This is a genomic window from Enterobacter sp. ECC-249, assembly GCF_043965265.1.
Lineage (GTDB): Bacteria > Pseudomonadota > Gammaproteobacteria > Enterobacterales > Enterobacteriaceae > Enterobacter > Enterobacter quasiroggenkampii.
Window position 1 is genome coordinate 2,186,104 of sequence record NZ_CP143660.1, and the last position, 17,193, is coordinate 2,203,296.

Sequence of the window (17,193 nt, forward strand, 5' to 3'; positions counted from 1 at the left end):
CTGCAAAAACGAACGGCATTTCTTTGATTTATAACAATATGGTGGGTAAACAGGTTTGTAGCAAAATGAAACAACTTTCTCGTCATCGTTTTTTGAAATGATAAGAAAGGCTTATGCATCCCCGCCGCGTCATCTCACCCGAAAGACTGAGATCATGTTGCAGGATATTACCTGCGGCTTGCCGGATAGCCTCAGTCCACTAAGCTTAGTTTCACGCGGCACAGATAAAGGCGCTGTCCTTGTGTTGCGAGGTGAAAGAATCCTCTTTTACTGAATGCAATATGATGTCTAATGTTTCACATTCTGGAGGTTAGAGATGGCAAACCATCGTGGTGGTTCAGGTAATTTCGCAGAAGACCGTGAAAGAGCATCAGAAGCAGGCCGTAAAGGTGGCCAGCATAGCGGGGGTAACTTCAAGAATGACCCGCAACGCGCATCTGAAGCTGGCAAGAAAGGGGGCAAAAACAGCCACGGCAGCAGTAAGTAACACGCCGGGTTGAGCCCCTGCCGCCGGGAGATCCCGGCGGTTTTTTTATTTCTGCAACATTGAACTGTAACCAAAGGCAACGCACACTAGGGAATTGATCTTAATCGCGAGTGCCGCATGTCTGTCTCACGCTTCAAATTCTCCGTTAAACCGCAGGAAGCCATCCTGATTCTCATCACCATGTTCTGGGGCGGGACGTTTCTGGCAGTCCAGTACGCGGTGACCCTTAGCGATCCGTTCTTTTTCGTTGGCCTGCGCTTTGCGACGGCGGCGATAGCCGTGGGGCTGATTTCGCTTAAAACGCTGCGGGGGCTGACGCTGAAAGAGCTTAAGGCCGGCGTGGCCATTGGTATAGCGATAGCGATGGGCTACAGCCTGCAGACGTGGGGATTGCAGACCATTTCCAGCAGCAAATCCGCGTTTATCACCGCGATGTATGTACCCCTGGTGCCGCTGCTGCAGTGGCTGTGCCTGGGGCGGCTGCCGGGGCTGATGTCCTGTATTGGCATCGTGCTGGCGTTTATCGGCCTGGTCTTACTGGCCGGGCCGGAAAATAACCTGCTGGCGCTGGGGCCGGGCGAAATGATCACCCTCGTCGGAGCGGTTGCGATTGCGGCTGAAATTATTCTGATTAGCGCCTGGGCGGGCAAGGTCGACGTCAAACGGGTGACGGTGGTGCAGCTCGCCACGGCCTCGCTGGTGGCCTTTGCGACGATGGTTCCGGCAGGGGAGTCCGTGCCGCCGATGTCTACCGGTCTGGTCGTGGTCGCACTGGGACTGGGAATCTTCAGCGCCATTATTCAGGTCACCATGAACTGGGCGCAGCGCAGCGTATCGCCAACCCGCGCGACGGTGATTTATACCGGTGAACCGGTCTGGGCGGGCATTTTCGGGCGGCTCGCCGGGGAACGTTTGCCGCTGTTGGCCCTGGTGGGCGCGGCGTTTATTGTCGCCGGGGTGCTGGTGAGCGAGTTGAAGCTCAGAAAGCGTCGGAGCCCGGTGAGCGACATGACTGCTGAAGAAGGTTTAGATTGAAAAAATAGGCGGGTTTATCTACGATGTGTACGGATAAATACCGTACACGATGAAGTAAACCATGCCAGCACTTAAAAAACAGCGTATCGATCTTCGCTTAACGGACGAAGACAAAACAATGATTGAAGAAGCGGCGGCGATGACGAACCAAACGATCACCCAGTTTATGGTGAACAGTGCGTCAGAGCGTGCTGCAGAGGTCATCGAGCAGCACCGTCGTCTCGTATTAAACGAAGCATCATGGAATGCGGTGATGGATGCCATCGAGAATCCGCCAGAACCAAATGAACGCCTGAAGCGAGCCGCAAAACGTCTTCGAAACATGGAGTGAAGCGTCGTGGACAATCTCACGGTCGAAATGTTTTCAGAGGGAAAAGATTATGATTTCAGGGATTTCGATTGTGGTGAGCCCTCGCTAAATGTCTTCCTCACAGAACATCTGTTGCGTCAGCACAATGGGCGTATTTTACGAGGCTACCTGCTTAAAGAGCGCGACCATCCGCGCGTCCTGGGCTATTACACGTTGTCTGGAAGTTGCTTTGAAAAAGCGATGCTGCCTTCTAAGACTCAGCAGCGTCGGATCCCTTATAGCAACGTACCGAGCGTAACGCTGGGACGTCTGGCGATACATAAAGACCTGCAGGGACAGGAGTGGGGAACGACGCTCGTCACGCATGCCATGCGGGTTGTCTATCTGGCATCGCAGGCGGTGGGCGTACACGGAATATTTGTTGATGCACTCAATGACCAGGCAAAACAATTTTATCTGAAGCAGGGCTTTATTCCGCTGACGGGTGAAAACAGCCATTCTCTTTTCTTTCCTACAAAATCTATCGAACGACTGTTTGAGCAGGCGTAATTGCCTGACATAAGGGTGTTCTTAGCGAACATAAAGGTCGGGTAAGGCATAGCCGTTACCCGACATTCAGATTTCACGACTCCTGACGCACCACCTCGCCCTGCGGCGCGGCAGCCATCCGGCGGCTCAGCAGGGCGTTAAGCAGGATCGCGCCGAAGGTCGCCGTGCCAATCCCGCCAATCGTAAACCCGCCCAGCGTCAGGGCAAAATCACCCGCGCCCAGCACCAGCGTAACGGCCACCATAATCAGGTTGCCGTTCTGGCTGAGATCGACCCGATGCTGCACCCAGATCCGCGCGCCGGCCACGGCGATCAGCCCAAACACCACGATTGAGGCCCCGCCGATGACCGGTGACGGAATGGTGTGGATTAGCGCACCGAATTTCGGCGAGAAGCCGAGCAGCATCGCCATCACCGCCGCCGCGACAAAGACCAGCGTCGAATAGACTTTGGTCACCGCCATCACGCCGATGTTTTCGGCATAGGTAGTGACGCCGCTGCCGCCCACGGAACCGGAGAGCATGGTCGCCAGCCCGTCGCCGACGAACGCGCGGCCCATGTACGGATCCATGCTGCGTCCGGTCATCCCCGCCACGGCCTTCAGGTGGCCCAGGTTTTCCGCCACCAGGATCACCGCCACCGGGGCGATGAGCATCATCGCCTGGGTGTTAAAGGTGGGGGAGGTCACCTTCGGCAGGCCGAACCAGGCGGCCTGATGGAGCAGCGTAAAGTCAACCGGCTTGCCCAGACCAAAAACGTTCGCCAGCAGGGCATACACCAGACAGGCAACAATCAGCCCGACCAGGATCAGCAGCCGCTGGATCATGCCTCGCGTAAACACCGCCACCAGGCCGATGCACAGCACGGTCACGACGGCCATCCAGCTTTCAAACGGCGAGGCGGAGACGCTTTTCACCGCAATCGGCGCAAGGTTCAGGCCAATCGCCATCACCACGGCGCCCGTCACGACCGGGGGCATCATGCGTTCAATCCAGCGCGTGCCGATTTTCATCACCACCAGACCAATCAGGGTATACACCAGACCACAGGCGATGATGCCGCCGAGGGCCACGCTCAGGTTGGGGTTGATTCCCTGGCCGTTAAATCCGGTGGTGGCGATCACCACGCCGACAAAGGCGGCGCTGGATCCCAGATAGCTGGGCACGCGCCCGCCGGTGACGAAAAAGAACAGCAGGGTGCCGATACCGGACATCAGAATCGACAGGTTGGGATCGAGTCCCATCAGCATCGGCATCAGCACCGTAGCGCCAAACATCGCAACAGCGTGCTGAACGCCCATCACCATCGTCTGCCCGATCGGGAGGCGTTCATCCGGCGCGACCACGCCTGCTTCTGTGGAGGTCGATTTCAACTGCCAGTGGGGAAATCCGAACATGGTCTGTCTCCTTAGAGCGCCTTAACAGGCGGGTCGCATCAGCGCGTGGTAGCCGCGGTCAAACCACACCAGGCCCTGCGGCGCGGGGTGACGAATAATCGAAACGATGTCGCAAAAAAGAATGTCGTGGGTACCGACGCTCACCACCTGGCTGATGCGGCAGTCAAACGAGGCCAGCGCATCCTCCAGCTGCGGGCAGCCGGTATCGCCCGTCTGCCAGCGGGCGGCGGCGAAGCGCTCTTCCATCGGCGTTTTGCCGCCAAACAGGTTAGATAGCGGCTCCTGCCCGGCGCTCAGGGTATTGACGCACAGCGTGCGGTTCTCGCTGAACGTCGGCCAGACGGACGCGCCGCGGTTCAGGCACACCAGCAGAGTGGGCGGTGAATCCGTGACGCTGCACACCGCGCTGGCGGTGAAGCCTGCCATCCCTGCCGGACCGTCGGTGGTGATGATATTCACCGCCGCGCCGACGCAGGCCATGGCATCGCGAAAGGTTTGTTTATCCGGTGTCGTCATCATCGCTCCTTACGCCAGCCCGCAGGCATCGTCGAAGGTCAGGCGCGGCAGTCGGCCGTAAAGTTTGCCCGGGTCGCCGTAGCCAATGTTGATCAGCAGATTGCTTTTAAGCGTCGTGCCGGTGAAAAAGGCCTCGTCGACCTTTTGTCGGTCAAAGCCCGACATCGGTCCGGTGTCCAGCCCCAGCGCGCGACAGGCGAAAATCATATAGGCGGCCTGCAGCGAGCTGTTACGAAAGGCGGTCTCTTCCGCCAGCGCGGGGCTTGCGGTAAACCAGCTTCTGGCATCGCCGTGAGGGAACAGTTCAGGCAGGCGCTCGTAGAATTCACTGTCCCAGGCGACAATCGCCGTGACCGGGGCGGTAAGCGTTTTCTCCAGGTTGCCGCTGGAGAGCGCCGGGCGCAGCTTCTCTTTTCCCTCTGCGCTTCGCACAAACACAATCCGCGCCGGGGAGCAGTTGGCGGAGGTTGGCCCCCATTTCATCAGGTCGTAGATTTCGCGCAGCGTCTCGTCGCTGACGGCAATATCCTGCCAGCCGTTATGGGTGCGGGCGCCGGTGAACAGCGTTTCCAGCGCGGCGGGTGTGATGGCTTCGCTCATTAAAGCTCCTTATAAAGCGGGTTCGGGGCTGTGCAGCAGGCTGGCCAGCCCGTTCAGCAGCAGGGTGTTAAAGGTGTCCGGCTCGGTGACGTTGCAGGCATGGCCGCCCTGACGCATCACCGCGCTGTTGCTGTGCGGGATCGCTGCCTGCAGCTCAGACGAGCAGACGGAGGGCACCAGCATGTCGTCGGCGGAACAGATGATCTGTACCGGGCAGCGGATGCGTGCGGCGTGGCGGCTGAAGTCGGCCTTTTTCAGGGCGCTGAGCCTGTGCAGCAGGTTGGTTTTGCCCTGGAAATGGGCCAGCGCCAGCGCTTCTTCTGCCTCCAGACGGGGGGCGCGGGCGGCCATCCAGTCTGCCGGGTAGAGAAACAGCGGCTGCGCCTCAACCCACGCCTGCGGGCCGCCGTAATGCAGCAGGCGCTCGCGGATCTGAAAGCAGCGGCGGGTATGCGCGTTGAGGGTCAGCCAGCCGTTGACGCACACCAGCGCGGTGAGAGCGTTGGGCCTGTCGAGGGCCAGCTGCAGGCCGACCAGCGCCCCCAGCGCGTGACCCACGACGCTGTAGCGCGGGATCCCAGCCTCAGCCAGCGCCTGGGCCAGTTCTTCCGCCATGTGTGCCAGGCTGTAGCCTTCCGGCAGGGCGTCGGGGTTATTGCCCGTTCCGCGCTGGTCATAGCACACCACCTGATACTCCGGTTCCAGCGCGGCCAACTGGGGCAGCCAGTAGCTGCCGCTGCCGCCGAGACCGGAAATAAGGACCACCACGGGGGCACCTTCGTACGGTGGCGGCGAGATGGAGAGTTTCATATCTGCCTCACTTCGCGATGTGCGCAACGGTGGCGATCTCAACCAGCGCCTCCGGCTTCACCAGCCCGCACTGAATGCAGAACCGGGCCGGCTTATCGCCGGGGAAGAACTCCGCGTAAATTTCATTAATCGCGGCGTAGTTTTTCCAGTCGGTGATAAAGATGCTGTTGAAGGTCACATCCTCCATCGTGCCACCCGCCGTTTCGATCACGGTTTTGATCGTCTCCAGCACGTGGCGGGTTTGCGCCTTTGGGTCGTTGATAAACACTACGTTGTTGTCTTTATCAAACGGCAGCGTGCCGGAGACATACACCACGCCGTCGGCGAGCGTGCCGGGGACAAACGGGGCGATGGGCGTGCTGGTGCCCGGCGGGATGATTGCGGATTTCGGCATCGTGCGTCTCCTCAGGCGATACGGGCGAGCGGGGGATTCAGGGCGTCGCAGAAATCCGCAACGTTACTGACCCAGCCAAAAAAGGTTTCGATATTGAACAGGGCCGCCTTCTGGGCGAATTCCGGTCCGGCCTGATGGGTCGCGTCTTCCAGCACCACGCCAAAATACTCGAGGAAAAAGCCGTCGCGCAGGGTCGACTCCACGCAGACGTTGGTGGCAATACCGGTGAAGACCAGGTGGCGAATGCCCCGGCTGCGCAGCAGGCTGTCGAGCGGGGTGTTGAAAAAGCCGCTGTAGCGCGGTTTTGGCAGGACGATATCACCCGCCTGCGGGACCAGTTCATCCACCAGCTGATAATCCCAGCCGCCTTTTGCCAGCAGCTTGCCCTGCAGTTCGGGCCGCTTGCGCATAGTTTTCAGGGCGTTCGACTTGTGGAAGTTCGGTGACCCGGGGCCTCCGGCCTCAACGTACTGGTCATCCCAGCCGTTCTGGAACCAGATGATGAGCATGCCCGCAGCGCGCGCGGCGGCGACGGCGGTTTTGATGTTCTCGATCACAGGCCTTGTGGTGGAGACGTCGAAGCCCGCCAGATCCAGATAACCACCGGGGCTGGCATAGGCGTTTTGCATGTCCACCACGATCAGCGCGCTCTGCTGGGGCGTGAAGGTAATGGCTTCCGGGCGTGCGTTAAGGGTTGTCATTACGCTACCTCCTTCGTGACGGCAGGGATGTGGGCGCGGCACTGCATCAGCGGCTGGATGCGCTCGCCGAAGGTCTCCACGCCGGTGAGGAAGTCATCGAAGGTCAGCAGGACGCCTTCCGCACCGGGAACGGCCGCCACTTCATCGAGCATTCTGGCGACGCTGGCGTACGAGCCGACCAGCGTGCCCATGTTGATATTGACGGCGGATGTCGGGTCGGCCATCTGACGAACGTTGGTATCCGCTCCGGAGCGGGTGTCCTTCTGGCTCTGCTCGGTGAGCCAGCTCAGGGCTTCCTCGTCGGCGCCGTCCTTATAGCGCTCCCATTTCGCGCGCGCAGCGTCGTCGGTTTCGTCGGCAATCACCATAAACAGCACGTAGGAGCCCACGTCGCGCCCGGTTTTGTCGGCGGCTTCTTTCATGCGCGCGGCGGTCGGGGCGAAGGCGGCTGGCGTGTTAACGCCTTTACCGAAGCAGAAGTTAAAGTCGGCGTATTTCGCCGAGAATTCCATTCCCGCGTCGCTCTGCCCGGCGCAAATCACCTTCATCGGCACCGACGGCTGCGGACTGACGCGGCAGTCGTTCATGGTGAAGAAATCACCCTTGAAATCGCTTTTGCCGGTACCCCACAGATCGCGCAGGACCTGCACGTACTCGGTCAGGTAGTCGTAGCGACGCGAGAAGTAATCGTCACCTGGCCATAGCCCCATCTGCTCGTACTCGGGTTTTTGCCAGCCGGTAACGAGGTTGACGCCAAAGCGTCCGCCGGAGATGGAGTCAATGGTGGAGGCCATGCGCGCGACGATCGCCGGGGGCAGGGTGAGGGTGGCGGCGGTGGCGTAGATCTGGATCCGCGAGGTGACCGCGGCCAGTCCGGCCATCAGGGTGAAGGACTCCAGGTTGTGGTCCCAGAATTCGGTTTTGCCGCCGAAGCCGCGCAGCTTGATCATCGAAAGCGCAAAGTCGAAATGGTAGTGCTCCGCTTTCTGCACGATGGCTTTATTCAGCTCAAAGGTCGGCATGTATTGCGGTGCAGTGGTCGAGATAAGCCAGCCGTTGTTGCCGATGGGTACAAATACGCCAATTTTCATCACGAACCTCTCTTCATTACGTCGCAGGTGTAACGGTGTTTTTGCAAAGGCAGTGCCAGTTTTGAAAATGGCAGTGTTATTAATGTGTTAATCAGAGGTTGATGGTTTGATTCGATTAAAAGTGGACTAACTGGTCAAAAACATTGCACAGAAAACAGGCATTCATGCGCGATCGGAGTGCAGGATGTCGTGGCGAGACGGGGGTTTTGCTATGCTGAGGGCAACGCAGAATAAGGAGAGCGGGAATGACACAAGGCGCAGTGAAAACACCAGGTAAACGTTCGCAGGCGGTGAGCGCCAAGAAGCAGGCGATCCTCAGCGCGGCGCTGGAGACCTTTTCGCAGTTTGGCATTCACGGCACGCGCCTGGAGCAGGTGGCGGAGCAGTCCGGGGTATCCAAAACCAATCTTCTCTACTATTACCCGTCGAAAGAGGCGCTGTATGTCGCGGTGATGCAGCAGATCCTCGATATCTGGCTGGCGCCGCTCAAGGCCTTCCGCGAAGAGCTGGCCCCGCTGGTGGCGATCAAGGAGTACATTCGCCTGAAGCTGGAGGTGTCGCGCGATTACCCGCAGGCTTCGCGACTGTTTTGTCTTGAGATGCTGCAGGGCGCGCCGCTGTTGCAGGCGGAGCTCACCGGAGATTTAAAGCAGCTGGTGGACGATAAGTCGGCCATTATTGCCGGATGGGTGGCCAGCGGAAAACTGGCCCCGGTCGATCCGCATCATCTGATCTTTATGATTTGGGCCTCCACCCAGCATTACGCTGACTTTGCGGCCCAGGTCGAGGCGGTGACCGGAAAAACGCTCCAGGACGAAGCGTTTTTCCACAGCACCCTGGAAAACGTGCAGCGGATGATTATTGAAGGGATCCGCTTGCGCTAATTCCCCTCACACTAACCCTCTCCCCAAAGGGGAGAGGGGACTGTTCTGTGCTGTCTTTTCTGCCTCGTCCCTATGGGGAGAGGGGGCAGCTTAGGTTGCCCTCTTCACACTGCATCAGCGAGGCCAGAAACGCTTCGCGCTCCACGGTTTTTTCCGCCAGGCACTGATTCACGATCATCGGCTGAACGCTCCCGCCTTCCGTGCCCGAACCGATAAACGCGCAGTCCGCGTCGCGCAGGGCAATCCAGGCCTGCTGCGCTTTTTTCAGCAGATCGCGCTGGGGGGCTGCCGCACGCTTGATGGCCGACTGATAGGTCTGGTTGAGCTTTTTATCGGCAGCCTGGTACTGCTGCGCGCTACAGGTATTCAGTTCAAGCTGGGTGGTCGCTTTGTCGCACTCGTCGGCCAGCGCGCTGGCGCTCAGCAGCAGTGCTGCGCCTGCGAGAAATACTCTTTTCATCTTTCCCTCAGTGTAAAAAAGCCGGATGCGCTGCGCTTATCCGGCCTACAGTTGTTTTGTAGCCCCGGTAAGCATAGCGCCACCGGGGAGAGTTTACACGATTAACCGATGGTCATCAGGCTGGCGTTACCGCCTGCCGCCGCGGTATTGACGCTGAGCGAGCGTTCTACGTACAGGCGTTCCAGCAGCAGGTTGGTCTCCCCGCGCGCGAAGCCCTGCACCGAAACAATTGCCCCGCTGCGGGCCGCAACCTGCTCGCAGAGCTCGCGCAGCTGGTCGGAATCACCGTGATAGATCGCCGCATCAAACGGCTGGGTCAGCAGGTTATCGGCTTTCGCGAAGTGAATGCGGGCCGAGACCGCTTTCGGCAGCTGTTTGGCGAGATCGCGATGCAGGGCATCTTCCGGCCACAGTACTTCACAGCCGGTTGCCATGGCGGCGGCCAGCTGCACCAGCGCGTCCTGCTCGTTATCGGCCACGCACAGCACGCGCTCGCGCGGCATCAGTGTCCAGGTGTTGCGCTCGCCGGTCGGCCCCGGCAGCAGACGCTGGGTACCGGCCTGCGCCAGCTCGCCGTACTGCTGTGCGACGGCACGCAGTTCAGGACGTTTTTCCGCCCAGGCGATCAGCGCTTCCAGCGGCTGGGTCAGCACGGCTTTCAGCTGCGCATCCACCGGATAGTCCGCATCCTGGCGTGCCAGGGTGACGCCCAGGGCGTTCTCCGGACGGTTCGCCAGCAGACGGTACAGGTAGAGCGGACCGCCCGCTTTCGGGCCGGTGCCGGAGAGGCCTTCACCGCCGAACGGCTGCACGCCCACGACCGCGCCAACCATGTTGCGGTTAACGTACAGGTTACCCACTTTGGCGCTGCCGGTGACCTGCGCGATGGTCTCGTCGATACGGGTATGCACGCCGAGCGTCAGGCCATATCCGGAGGCGTTGATCTGCTCAACCAGCTCGTTGAGGTTGTTACGGTTGTAGCGCACCACGTGCAGAACCGGACCGAATACCTCTTTTTTCAGCTCGTCGAAGCTTGCCAGCTCGATAAGCGTAGGCGGCACAAAGGTGCCGGTACGCCACTCGCGGGTATCTTCGCTGTTTTCACGCACCGCCTGGAACACCGGGCGGCCTTTCGCGCGCATGGTCTGAATGTGGTTTTCGATGTTGGCTTTGGCTTCCGCGTCGATCACCGGCCCGATGTCGGTGGTGAGACGGCCCGGGTTGCCCATGCGGCATTCGGCCATCGCGCCGCGCAGCATCTTCAGCGTGTGGTCCGCCACGTCGTCCTGCAGGCACAGCACGCGCAGGGCGGAGCAGCGCTGACCGGCGCTGTCGAAGGCGGAGGCCAGTACGTCAACCACCACCTGCTCGGTGAGGGCGGAGGAGTCAACGATCATGGCGTTCATGCCGCCGGTTTCCGCGATAAGCGGAGTAGGGCGACCCTGTGCATCCAGACGGGTGGCAATATTGCGCTGCAGCAGAGAGGCCACTTCGGTCGAACCGGTAAACATCACGCCGCGCACGCGGTTATCGGAGGTCAGTTTGGCGCCCACGGTTTCACCGCGGCCCGGCAGCAGCTGGACCACGCCCGCCGGTACCCCGGCTTCCAGAAGAATGTTGATGCCCTGCGCGGCAATCAGCGGGGTCTGCTCTGCCGGTTTTGCCAGCACGCTGTTGCCTGCGGCCAGGGCGGCGGCAATCTGGCCGGTGAAGATCGCCAGCGGGAAGTTCCACGGGCTGATACAGACGACCGGGCCGAGCGGACGGTGGGTTTCGTTGTCGAAATCATCGCGCACCTGACCGGCGTAGTAGTGCAGGAAGTCGACCGCCTCGCGCACTTCGGCGATGGCATTGCTGAAGGTTTTACCCGCTTCTCGCACCAGAATGCCGATGAGCTGTTGCATCTGATCTTCCATCAGCACCGCGGCGCGTTCCAGAATCGCGGCGCGTTCCTGCGGCGGCGTGGCGAACCAGATTGGGGCGTTATTCACCGCGCTGTCCAGCGCCTGATCCACTTCCGCATCGGTAGCTTCACGCACGTAGCCGACGATATCTTTTGGCTCCGCCGGGTTGATTACCGGCTGCATGTCGCCGTCAGCAGCGGGCTGCTCCAGAATCGGTTTAGCCTGCCACTTCTGCAGCGCGCTGTTGAGAAGGGCAGAGGAGAGGGACGCCAGACGATGTTCGTTGGCGAGATCCAGACCCGCCGAGTTGACGCGGCCTTTGCCGTACAGCTCGCGCGGCAGGGCAATTTTCGGATGCGGCAGGCCAATCTGGCCTTCCTGCGCCGCCATCTTTTCCACGGCCTGCACCGGATCGGCGACCAGCTCGTCGAGCGGGAGCGTGGTGTCGGCGATGCGGTTAACGAAGGAGGTATTCGCGCCGTTTTCCAGCAGACGACGCACCAGGTACGCCAGCAGGGTTTCGTGCGTTCCCACCGGAGCATAGATACGGCACGGGCGGTTCAGCTTGCCGTCCGCCACTTTACCGGTGACCTGCTCGTACAGCGGTTCACCCATGCCGTGCAGGCACTGGAACTCGTACTGGCCCGGATAGTAGTTCTGCCCGGCCAGGCTGTAAATTGCCGCCAGTGTGTGGGCGTTGTGGGTGGCGAACTGCGGATAGATCAGGTTCGGCACGCCGAGCAGCTTTTTCGCGCAGGCGAGGTAAGAGACGTCGGTGTAGACCTTGCGGGTATAGACCGGATAGCCTTCCAGCCCTTCCATCTGGGCGCGTTTGATTTCGCTGTCCCAGTAGGCGCCTTTCACCAGACGGATCATCAGACGGCGGCGGCTGCGGCTGGCCAGGTCAATCAGGTAATCAATGACGAACGGGCAGCGCTTCTGGTAGGCCTGGATAACGAAGCCAATGCCGTTCCAGCCCGCCAGCTCCGGCTCGAAGCACAGTTTTTCCAGCAGATCGAGAGAGATCTCCAGACGGTCGGCCTCTTCGGCGTCGATGTTGATGCCGATGTCATACTGGCGCGCCAGCAGGGTCAGGGACTTCAGGCGCGGGTAGAGCTCTTCCATCACCCGGTCGTACTGCGCGCGGCTGTAGCGCGGGTGCAGGGCGGAGAGCTTAATCGAGATACCCGGGCCTTCATAAATACCGCGACCGTTGGACGCTTTACCGATGGCGTGGATCGCCTGCTGGTAAGAAACCATGTAGGCCTGCGCGTCGGCGGCGGTCAGGGCCGCTTCGCCGAGCATGTCGTACGAATAGCGGAAACCTTTATCCTCCAGCTTGCGGGCGTTCGCCAGCGCTTCGGCAATGGTTTCTCCGGTCACAAACTGTTCGCCCATCAGGCGCATCGCCATATCCACACCTTTGCGGATCAGCGGCTCGCCGCTCTTGCCGATGATGCGGTTCAGGGAGCGGGAGAGGTTGGCTTCGTTATGGGTGGAGACCAGCTTGCCGGTAAACAGCAGGCCCCAGGTCGCCGCGTTAACGAACAGCGACGGGCTGCGGCCAATGTGGGAATGCCAGTTGCCGTTGCTGATCTTGTCGCGGATCAGCGCGTCGCGGGTGGCTTTATCCGGAATACGCAGCAGCGCTTCCGCCAGACACATCAGCGCCACGCCCTCCTGCGAGGAGAGGGAGAACTCCTGAAGCAGACCCTGAACCATCCCGGCGCGGCCGGTGGCGGTCTTCTGGTTACGCAGTTTGTCAGCCAGCTGGTACGCCAGGCTGTGCGCCTGCGCGGCAACGGCTTCCGGCAGGCGAGCCTGCTCCAGCAGCATCGGTACGGCGTCGGTTTCGGCGCGACGGTACGCGCCGGTAATGGCGGCGCGGCTGACGGACTGCGGCAGGATCTGCTCGGCGAATTCGAGGAACGGCTGATGGCTCTCGTCGCCAGCGGCCGGCGCTTCTTCGCTTTCATTGGCGGCGCCGGCGAGCAGGGCAGGCAGCTCCGGCAGGCCCTCATCGCTCTCGAGTCTTTCGAGATAATTAAAAATCGCCTGCTTAATTAACCAGTGCGGCGTGCGGTCAATGCGGGTTGCTGCGGTCTTAATCCGTTCGCGGGTTGCGTCATCCAGCTTAACCCCCATGGTGGTCATACCCATGCCAAAGCTCCTGTTGTGCTTTCATCGTGTTTGGTCGTTAGCGTGAAATATCCACCATGTTGCAACTTTGTGCAACCGTGTTAAATGTGACCTGGTTTGCAACCCGGGAAATGAATGAATTGTTAACGGATGGTTAGCTGGAAAAACGTGCTGCCTTTGTGCCGGGAAGCCTGTTTTTATGCGGGAGTTAACACTTTTAAAAGGTGCAACCCGTAAAAGCGTGAGCGAGTGCAACCTATAGGAAACTCGTATCAAACCGGGGATGAAATTGATGTAAATGCAGTGTTAAATCGTTTGTCAGCGGAGGGCGCATACGGCAGGATAGCGCGCCTCACCGAAACACAATATACCGTCACCTCGTTCCGGTGATCATATAACAAGGCAACCCGGACGGTTGTCGCTCGACACTTTTGGAGAATTTGAATGGCAATTAGCACACCGATGCTGGTGACATTTCTCGTTTATATTTTTGGCATGATCCTGATAGGGTTTTTGGCGTGGCGTTCAACGAAAAACTTTGACGACTACATCCTGGGCGGGCGCAGTTTAGGCCCGATGGTGACCGCACTCTCTGCGGGCGCATCGGACATGAGCGGCTGGCTGCTGATGGGTCTGCCGGGTGCGATTTTTATCTCTGGTATTTCGGAAAGCTGGATTGCCATCGGTCTGACCGTGGGCGCATGGATCAACTGGAAGCTGGTGGCAGGCCGTTTGCGCGTACACACCGAGGCCAACAATAACGCCCTGACGCTGCCGGACTACTTCACCGGACGCTTTGAGGACAACAGCCGCGTGCTGCGTATTATCTCAGCGGTGGTAATCCTGGTGTTCTTCACCATCTACTGTGCCTCCGGCATCGTGGCCGGTGCGCGTCTGTTCGAAAGCACCTTCGGTATGAGCTACGAAACCGCCCTGTGGGCCGGTGCGGCGGCAACCATCCTGTATACCTTCGTGGGCGGCTTCCTGGCCGTCAGCTGGACAGACACCGTGCAGGCGAGCCTGATGATCTTCGCGCTGATCCTGACCCCGGTGATTGTGATTTTCACCGTTGGCGGCTTTGGCGACTCGCTGGAAGTGATCAAGCAGAAGAGCATCGAAAACGTCGACATGCTGAAAGGGCTGAACTTTGTCGCCATCGTCTCCCTTATGGGCTGGGGTCTGGGCTACTTCGGTCAGCCGCACATTCTGGCGCGCTTTATGGCGGCGGATTCTCACCACACCATCGTCCATGCGCGTCGCATCAGTATGACGTGGATGATTCTGTGCCTGGCGGGCGCGTGTGCGGTCGGCTTCTTCGGGATCGCCTACTTCAGCAATAACCCGGCGCAGGCGGGCGCGGTGAACCAGAACGCCGAACGCGTGTTTATCGAGCTGGCGCAAATTCTGTTTAACCCGTGGATTGCCGGTATCCTGCTCTCCGCGATCCTGGCGGCGGTGATGTCCACCCTGAGCTGCCAGCTGCTGGTCTGCTCCAGTGCGATCACCGAAGACCTCTACAAAGCATTCCTGCGCAAAGGCGCGAGCCAGAAAGAGCTGGTGTGGGTAGGGCGCTTTATGGTGCTGCTGGTGGCGCTGATTGCCATCGCGCTGGCGGCCAACCCGGAAAACCGCGTGCTGGGTCTCGTGAGCTACGCGTGGGCGGGCTTTGGTGCGGCATTTGGTCCGGTAGTCCTGTTCTCCGTCATGTGGTCCCGTATGACCCGTAACGGCGCGCTGGCGGGAATGATTATCGGTGCGGTGACCGTTATCGTCTGGAAACAGTTCGCGTGGCTGGGCCTGTACGAAATCATTCCGGGCTTCATCTTCGGCAGCATCGGTATCGTGGTCTTCAGCCTGCTGGGTAAAGCGCCGTCTGCCTCCATGCAGAAACGCTTTGCTGAAGCCGACGCGCATTACCATTCCGCACCGCCGTCGAAGCTGCAGCCGGAATAATTTTCTCACGCAGTACCGTAGGCCGGGTAAGCGCAAGCGCCACCCGGCTTTTTTCTTGCCAAAATCCCTATTTTCCTGTGATATCCATGTGCTTATAACAATGAGGATAGCGAAGCATGACAATCAAAACAGGGTTAATGGCGGCGGCATTATTGATGCTGGCGGGCTGCAACGCGCCATCGCAACACGCGGCGGTGGAGACCTGCAAAGCGGATAACCAGATGCAGCAAACCACGCTCTATTTCGGCTTAAATCGTCCTGCCGGGGCGCAGATTACCAGCAACGAGTGGCAGCAGTTTGTTGACCAGGACGTGACCCCGCGTTTTCGCGATGGCCTTACGGTATTTGATGCGCGCGGGCAGTGGCTGGGGAACGACGGAAAAGTGGCGCGTGAACCGAGCAAGGCGTTGATGCTGATCCACGGTAAAGATGCGCAGAGCGAGAAGAACATCGAAGCGTTACGCGGGATTTATAAGTCACGCTTCGCGCAGGAGTCGGTGATGCGTGTCGATCAGCCGGTGTGCGTGCAGTTTTAATGAAAACGGCGGGAATTCCCGCCGTTGTTGTTTTGTAGGCCGGGATCGCTGCGCGCCACCCGGCATTGCATCAGAGCACCAACCCCGCAAAGCTCGCCGACAGCAAACTCACCAGCGTCGCGCCGTACACCAGACGCAGCCCGAAACGCGATACCGCGTTACCCTGCTGTTCGTTCAGGCCCTTAATCGCACCGGCCACGATGCCAATGGACGCGAAGTTAGCGAACGAGACGAGGAAGACGGATAAAATCCCCAGCCCGCGCGGGGACATCTGGTGCGCTATTTTTTGCAGCTCAATCATCGCCACAAATTCATTCGCCACCAGCTTGGTCGCCATAATACTGCCCGCGTGTAAGGCATCGCTCAGCGGAATACCCACCAGCCACGCCAGGGGATAAAATACATAGCCCAGGATCTGCTGGAAGCTCATGCCAAATACGCTGGAGAAGAGGGCGTTAACGGCGCTAATAAGCGCGATAAAGCCAATCAGCATCGCCAGAATAATCATCGCCACTTTAAAACCGGCCAGAATATACTCGCCGAGCATCTCGAAGAAGCTCTGCGATTCATGCAGTTTTTCAAGCTTGATATCCGGCTCCGCTTCCGGGCGCGCCGGGTTGATGACGGAGAGAATAATAAAGGTGCTGAACATGTTCAGAATCAGCGCCGCGACGACAAACTTAGCATCGAGCATGGTCATATACGCCCCGACAATCGACAGGGAGACCGTCGACATGGCCGTAGCCGCCATGGTGAACAGACGACGCGAGGAGAGATCGCCCAGCACGCCTTTGTAGGCAATGAAGTTTTCCGACTGGCCGAGGATCAGCGAGCTCACCGCGTTAAAGGATTCCAGCTTGCCCATACCGTTCAGTTTTGACAGCAGCGTACCGATGACGCGAATAAAAATCGGCAGGATCCGCCAGTGCTGAAGAATACCAATCAGCGCGGAAATAAAAATAATCGGACAAAGTACGCCGAGGAAAATGAACGCCAGCCCTTTTTCTCCCATGCCGCCAAAGACGAAATTGGTGCCTTCGCCGGCAAATTTGAGCAGTGACTCAAAAAATCCCGAGACGTATTTAATCAGGAATAATCCGCTTTCGGCGTGCAGGAAAAAGAACGCCAGGGCAATTTCAATAACAATCAGCTGTAAAACAAAACGAATGCGAATTTTTCGGCGGTCGAAACTTACCAGCCAGGCAAGCGCGAGAATAATGACCAGCGCCAGCAGGAAATGGACAATTTTAAACATAATTTATTTTCACCAGGTGTTTGAGGCGGATATTTAGCCACAGCACTGAATCAGCGTAAATGGGCATTTTCGTTATAACTTATAAACTTGAACGTTACGTATGTAACTATTATCAGGCTCTGCGTTTACAACTCGTCATCAAAACACCACACATTTCGCTTGTGTTTCTTTCT

The 17,193-nt window shown here is 59.0% G+C and carries 17 protein-coding genes; 7 read left to right on the plus strand and 10 right to left on the minus strand.

Going from position 1 to position 17,193, the window contains the following annotated elements; genetic code table 11:
- Window positions 1–316: 316 nt before the first annotated feature.
- The 4 genes from V1587_RS10380 (at window position 317) to V1587_RS10395 (ending at window position 2,381) form a co-directional block, all read left to right on the plus strand.
- Entirely contained in the window at window positions 317–487 is a 171-nt protein-coding gene (locus tag V1587_RS10380; RefSeq protein WP_023311077.1) for a general stress protein, read from the plus strand.
- A 117-nt stretch (window positions 488–604) separates the two neighbouring features.
- Window positions 605–1,522, plus strand: a complete 918-nt coding sequence (locus V1587_RS10385; protein WP_371898351.1) for a DMT family transporter — start codon at window positions 605–607, stop codon at window positions 1,520–1,522.
- A gap of 61 nt (window positions 1,523–1,583) precedes the next feature.
- A complete protein-coding gene (locus V1587_RS10390; protein ID WP_123922612.1) occupies window positions 1,584–1,853 on the plus strand; it encodes a DUF1778 domain-containing protein in 270 nt (89 codons plus the stop codon).
- A gap of 6 nt (window positions 1,854–1,859) precedes the next feature.
- Window positions 1,860–2,381 (plus strand): GNAT family N-acetyltransferase, encoded by a 522-nt coding sequence (locus V1587_RS10395; RefSeq protein WP_371898350.1) that lies wholly within the window; start codon window positions 1,860–1,862, stop codon window positions 2,379–2,381.
- 73 nt (window positions 2,382–2,454) lie between these two features.
- Here V1587_RS10395 and rutG read toward each other — a convergent pair whose 3' ends face one another.
- Genes rutG through rutA form a run of 7 tightly spaced genes read right to left on the minus strand, consistent with a single transcriptional unit; the run spans window position 2,455 to window position 7,889 of the window.
- Entirely contained in the window at window positions 2,455–3,777 is a 1,323-nt protein-coding gene (gene rutG / locus V1587_RS10400; protein WP_371898349.1) for a pyrimidine utilization transport protein G, read from the minus strand.
- A gap of 21 nt (window positions 3,778–3,798) precedes the next feature.
- Window positions 3,799–4,293, minus strand: a complete 495-nt coding sequence (rutF, locus tag V1587_RS10405; RefSeq protein WP_371898543.1) for an NADH-dependent FMN reductase RutF — start codon at window positions 4,291–4,293, stop codon at window positions 3,799–3,801.
- Between the two features lie 9 nt (window positions 4,294–4,302).
- Entirely contained in the window at window positions 4,303–4,893 is a 591-nt protein-coding gene (locus V1587_RS10410) for a malonic semialdehyde reductase (protein WP_008499824.1), read from the minus strand.
- A gap of 9 nt (window positions 4,894–4,902) precedes the next feature.
- Window positions 4,903–5,703 carry a pyrimidine utilization protein D gene (rutD, locus tag V1587_RS10415; RefSeq protein ID WP_395314580.1) on the minus strand — a complete coding sequence of 267 codons (801 nt, stop codon included), beginning with the start codon at window positions 5,701–5,703 and terminating at the stop codon, window positions 4,903–4,905.
- A gap of 7 nt (window positions 5,704–5,710) precedes the next feature.
- Complete coding sequence (gene rutC / locus V1587_RS10420; protein ID WP_371898347.1) at window positions 5,711–6,097, minus strand: pyrimidine utilization protein C; 387 nt, start codon at window positions 6,095–6,097, stop codon at window positions 5,711–5,713.
- 11 nt (window positions 6,098–6,108) lie between these two features.
- On the minus strand, window positions 6,109–6,798 hold the full coding sequence (gene rutB, locus V1587_RS10425; RefSeq protein ID WP_371898346.1) for a pyrimidine utilization protein B: 690 nt from the start codon (window positions 6,796–6,798) through the stop codon (window positions 6,109–6,111).
- Window positions 6,798–7,889 carry a pyrimidine utilization protein A gene (gene rutA, locus V1587_RS10430; protein WP_023617762.1) on the minus strand — a complete coding sequence of 364 codons (1,092 nt, stop codon included), beginning with the start codon at window positions 7,887–7,889 and terminating at the stop codon, window positions 6,798–6,800. The genes rutB and rutA overlap by 1 nt, the downstream gene beginning before the upstream one ends.
- Before the next feature lie 245 nt (window positions 7,890–8,134).
- Here rutA and rutR point away from each other — a divergent pair, with 245 nt between their 5' ends.
- A complete protein-coding gene (gene rutR / locus V1587_RS10435; protein ID WP_008499819.1) occupies window positions 8,135–8,773 on the plus strand; it encodes an HTH-type transcriptional regulator RutR in 639 nt (212 codons plus the stop codon).
- A 70-nt stretch (window positions 8,774–8,843) separates the two neighbouring features.
- Here the strand turns inward: rutR and V1587_RS10440 are convergent, their stop codons facing one another.
- Together V1587_RS10440 and putA are read right to left on the minus strand one after the other, a co-directional pair.
- The gene (locus V1587_RS10440; RefSeq protein ID WP_371898345.1) at window positions 8,844–9,233 is read right to left on the minus strand and encodes a lysozyme inhibitor LprI family protein; all 390 of its coding nucleotides are present in this window, start codon (window positions 9,231–9,233) and stop codon (window positions 8,844–8,846) included.
- Window positions 9,234–9,334: 101 nt separating this feature from the next.
- A complete protein-coding gene (putA, locus tag V1587_RS10445) occupies window positions 9,335–13,297 on the minus strand; it encodes a trifunctional transcriptional regulator/proline dehydrogenase/L-glutamate gamma-semialdehyde dehydrogenase (RefSeq protein ID WP_395314581.1) in 3,963 nt (1,320 codons plus the stop codon).
- Window positions 13,298–13,720: 423 nt separating this feature from the next.
- Between putA and putP the strand changes: the two genes are divergently transcribed.
- On the plus strand, window positions 13,721–15,229 hold the full coding sequence (putP, locus tag V1587_RS10450; protein ID WP_045908304.1) for a sodium/proline symporter PutP: 1,509 nt from the start codon (window positions 13,721–13,723) through the stop codon (window positions 15,227–15,229).
- Window positions 15,230–15,345: 116 nt separating this feature from the next.
- Window positions 15,346–15,765 (plus strand): DUF3574 domain-containing protein, encoded by a 420-nt coding sequence (locus V1587_RS10455; protein WP_032648964.1) that lies wholly within the window; start codon window positions 15,346–15,348, stop codon window positions 15,763–15,765.
- 70 nt (window positions 15,766–15,835) lie between these two features.
- Here V1587_RS10455 and V1587_RS10460 read toward each other — a convergent pair whose 3' ends face one another.
- Entirely contained in the window at window positions 15,836–17,020 is a 1,185-nt protein-coding gene (locus V1587_RS10460; protein ID WP_371898342.1) for a NupC/NupG family nucleoside CNT transporter, read from the minus strand.
- Window positions 17,021–17,193: the final 173 nt, after the last annotated feature.

What these genes read in the sequence shown, in the direction of transcription:
- V1587_RS10380 (WP_023311077.1), top strand. Translation starts at nt 317, where the DNA reads ATGGCAAACCATCGTGGTGGTTCAGGTAATTTCGCAGAAGACCGTGAA.
- V1587_RS10385 (WP_371898351.1), top strand. Translation starts at nt 605, where the DNA reads ATGTCTGTCTCACGCTTCAAATTCTCCGTTAAACCGCAGGAAGCCATC.
- V1587_RS10390 (WP_123922612.1), top strand. Translation starts at nt 1,584, where the DNA reads ATGCCAGCACTTAAAAAACAGCGTATCGATCTTCGCTTAACGGACGAA.
- rutG (WP_371898349.1), bottom strand. Translation starts at nt 3,777, where the DNA reads ATGTTCGGATTTCCCCACTGGCAGTTGAAATCGACCTCCACAGAAGCA.
- rutF (WP_371898543.1), bottom strand. Translation starts at nt 4,293, where the DNA reads ATGACGACACCGGATAAACAAACCTTTCGCGATGCCATGGCCTGCGTC.
- V1587_RS10410 (WP_008499824.1), bottom strand. Translation starts at nt 4,893, where the DNA reads ATGAGCGAAGCCATCACACCCGCCGCGCTGGAAACGCTGTTCACCGGC.
- rutD (WP_395314580.1), bottom strand. Translation starts at nt 5,703, where the DNA reads ATGAAACTCTCCATCTCGCCGCCACCGTACGAAGGTGCCCCCGTGGTG.
- rutC (WP_371898347.1), bottom strand. Translation starts at nt 6,097, where the DNA reads ATGCCGAAATCCGCAATCATCCCGCCGGGCACCAGCACGCCCATCGCC.
- rutB (WP_371898346.1), bottom strand. Translation starts at nt 6,798, where the DNA reads ATGACAACCCTTAACGCACGCCCGGAAGCCATTACCTTCACGCCCCAG.
- rutA (WP_023617762.1), bottom strand. Translation starts at nt 7,889, where the DNA reads ATGAAAATTGGCGTATTTGTACCCATCGGCAACAACGGCTGGCTTATC.
- rutR (WP_008499819.1), top strand. Translation starts at nt 8,135, where the DNA reads ATGACACAAGGCGCAGTGAAAACACCAGGTAAACGTTCGCAGGCGGTG.
- V1587_RS10440 (WP_371898345.1), bottom strand. Translation starts at nt 9,233, where the DNA reads ATGAAAAGAGTATTTCTCGCAGGCGCAGCACTGCTGCTGAGCGCCAGC.
- putA (WP_395314581.1), bottom strand. Translation starts at nt 13,297, where the DNA reads ATGGGTATGACCACCATGGGGGTTAAGCTGGATGACGCAACCCGCGAA.
- putP (WP_045908304.1), top strand. Translation starts at nt 13,721, where the DNA reads ATGGCAATTAGCACACCGATGCTGGTGACATTTCTCGTTTATATTTTT.
- V1587_RS10455 (WP_032648964.1), top strand. Translation starts at nt 15,346, where the DNA reads ATGACAATCAAAACAGGGTTAATGGCGGCGGCATTATTGATGCTGGCG.
- V1587_RS10460 (WP_371898342.1), bottom strand. Translation starts at nt 17,020, where the DNA reads ATGTTTAAAATTGTCCATTTCCTGCTGGCGCTGGTCATTATTCTCGCG.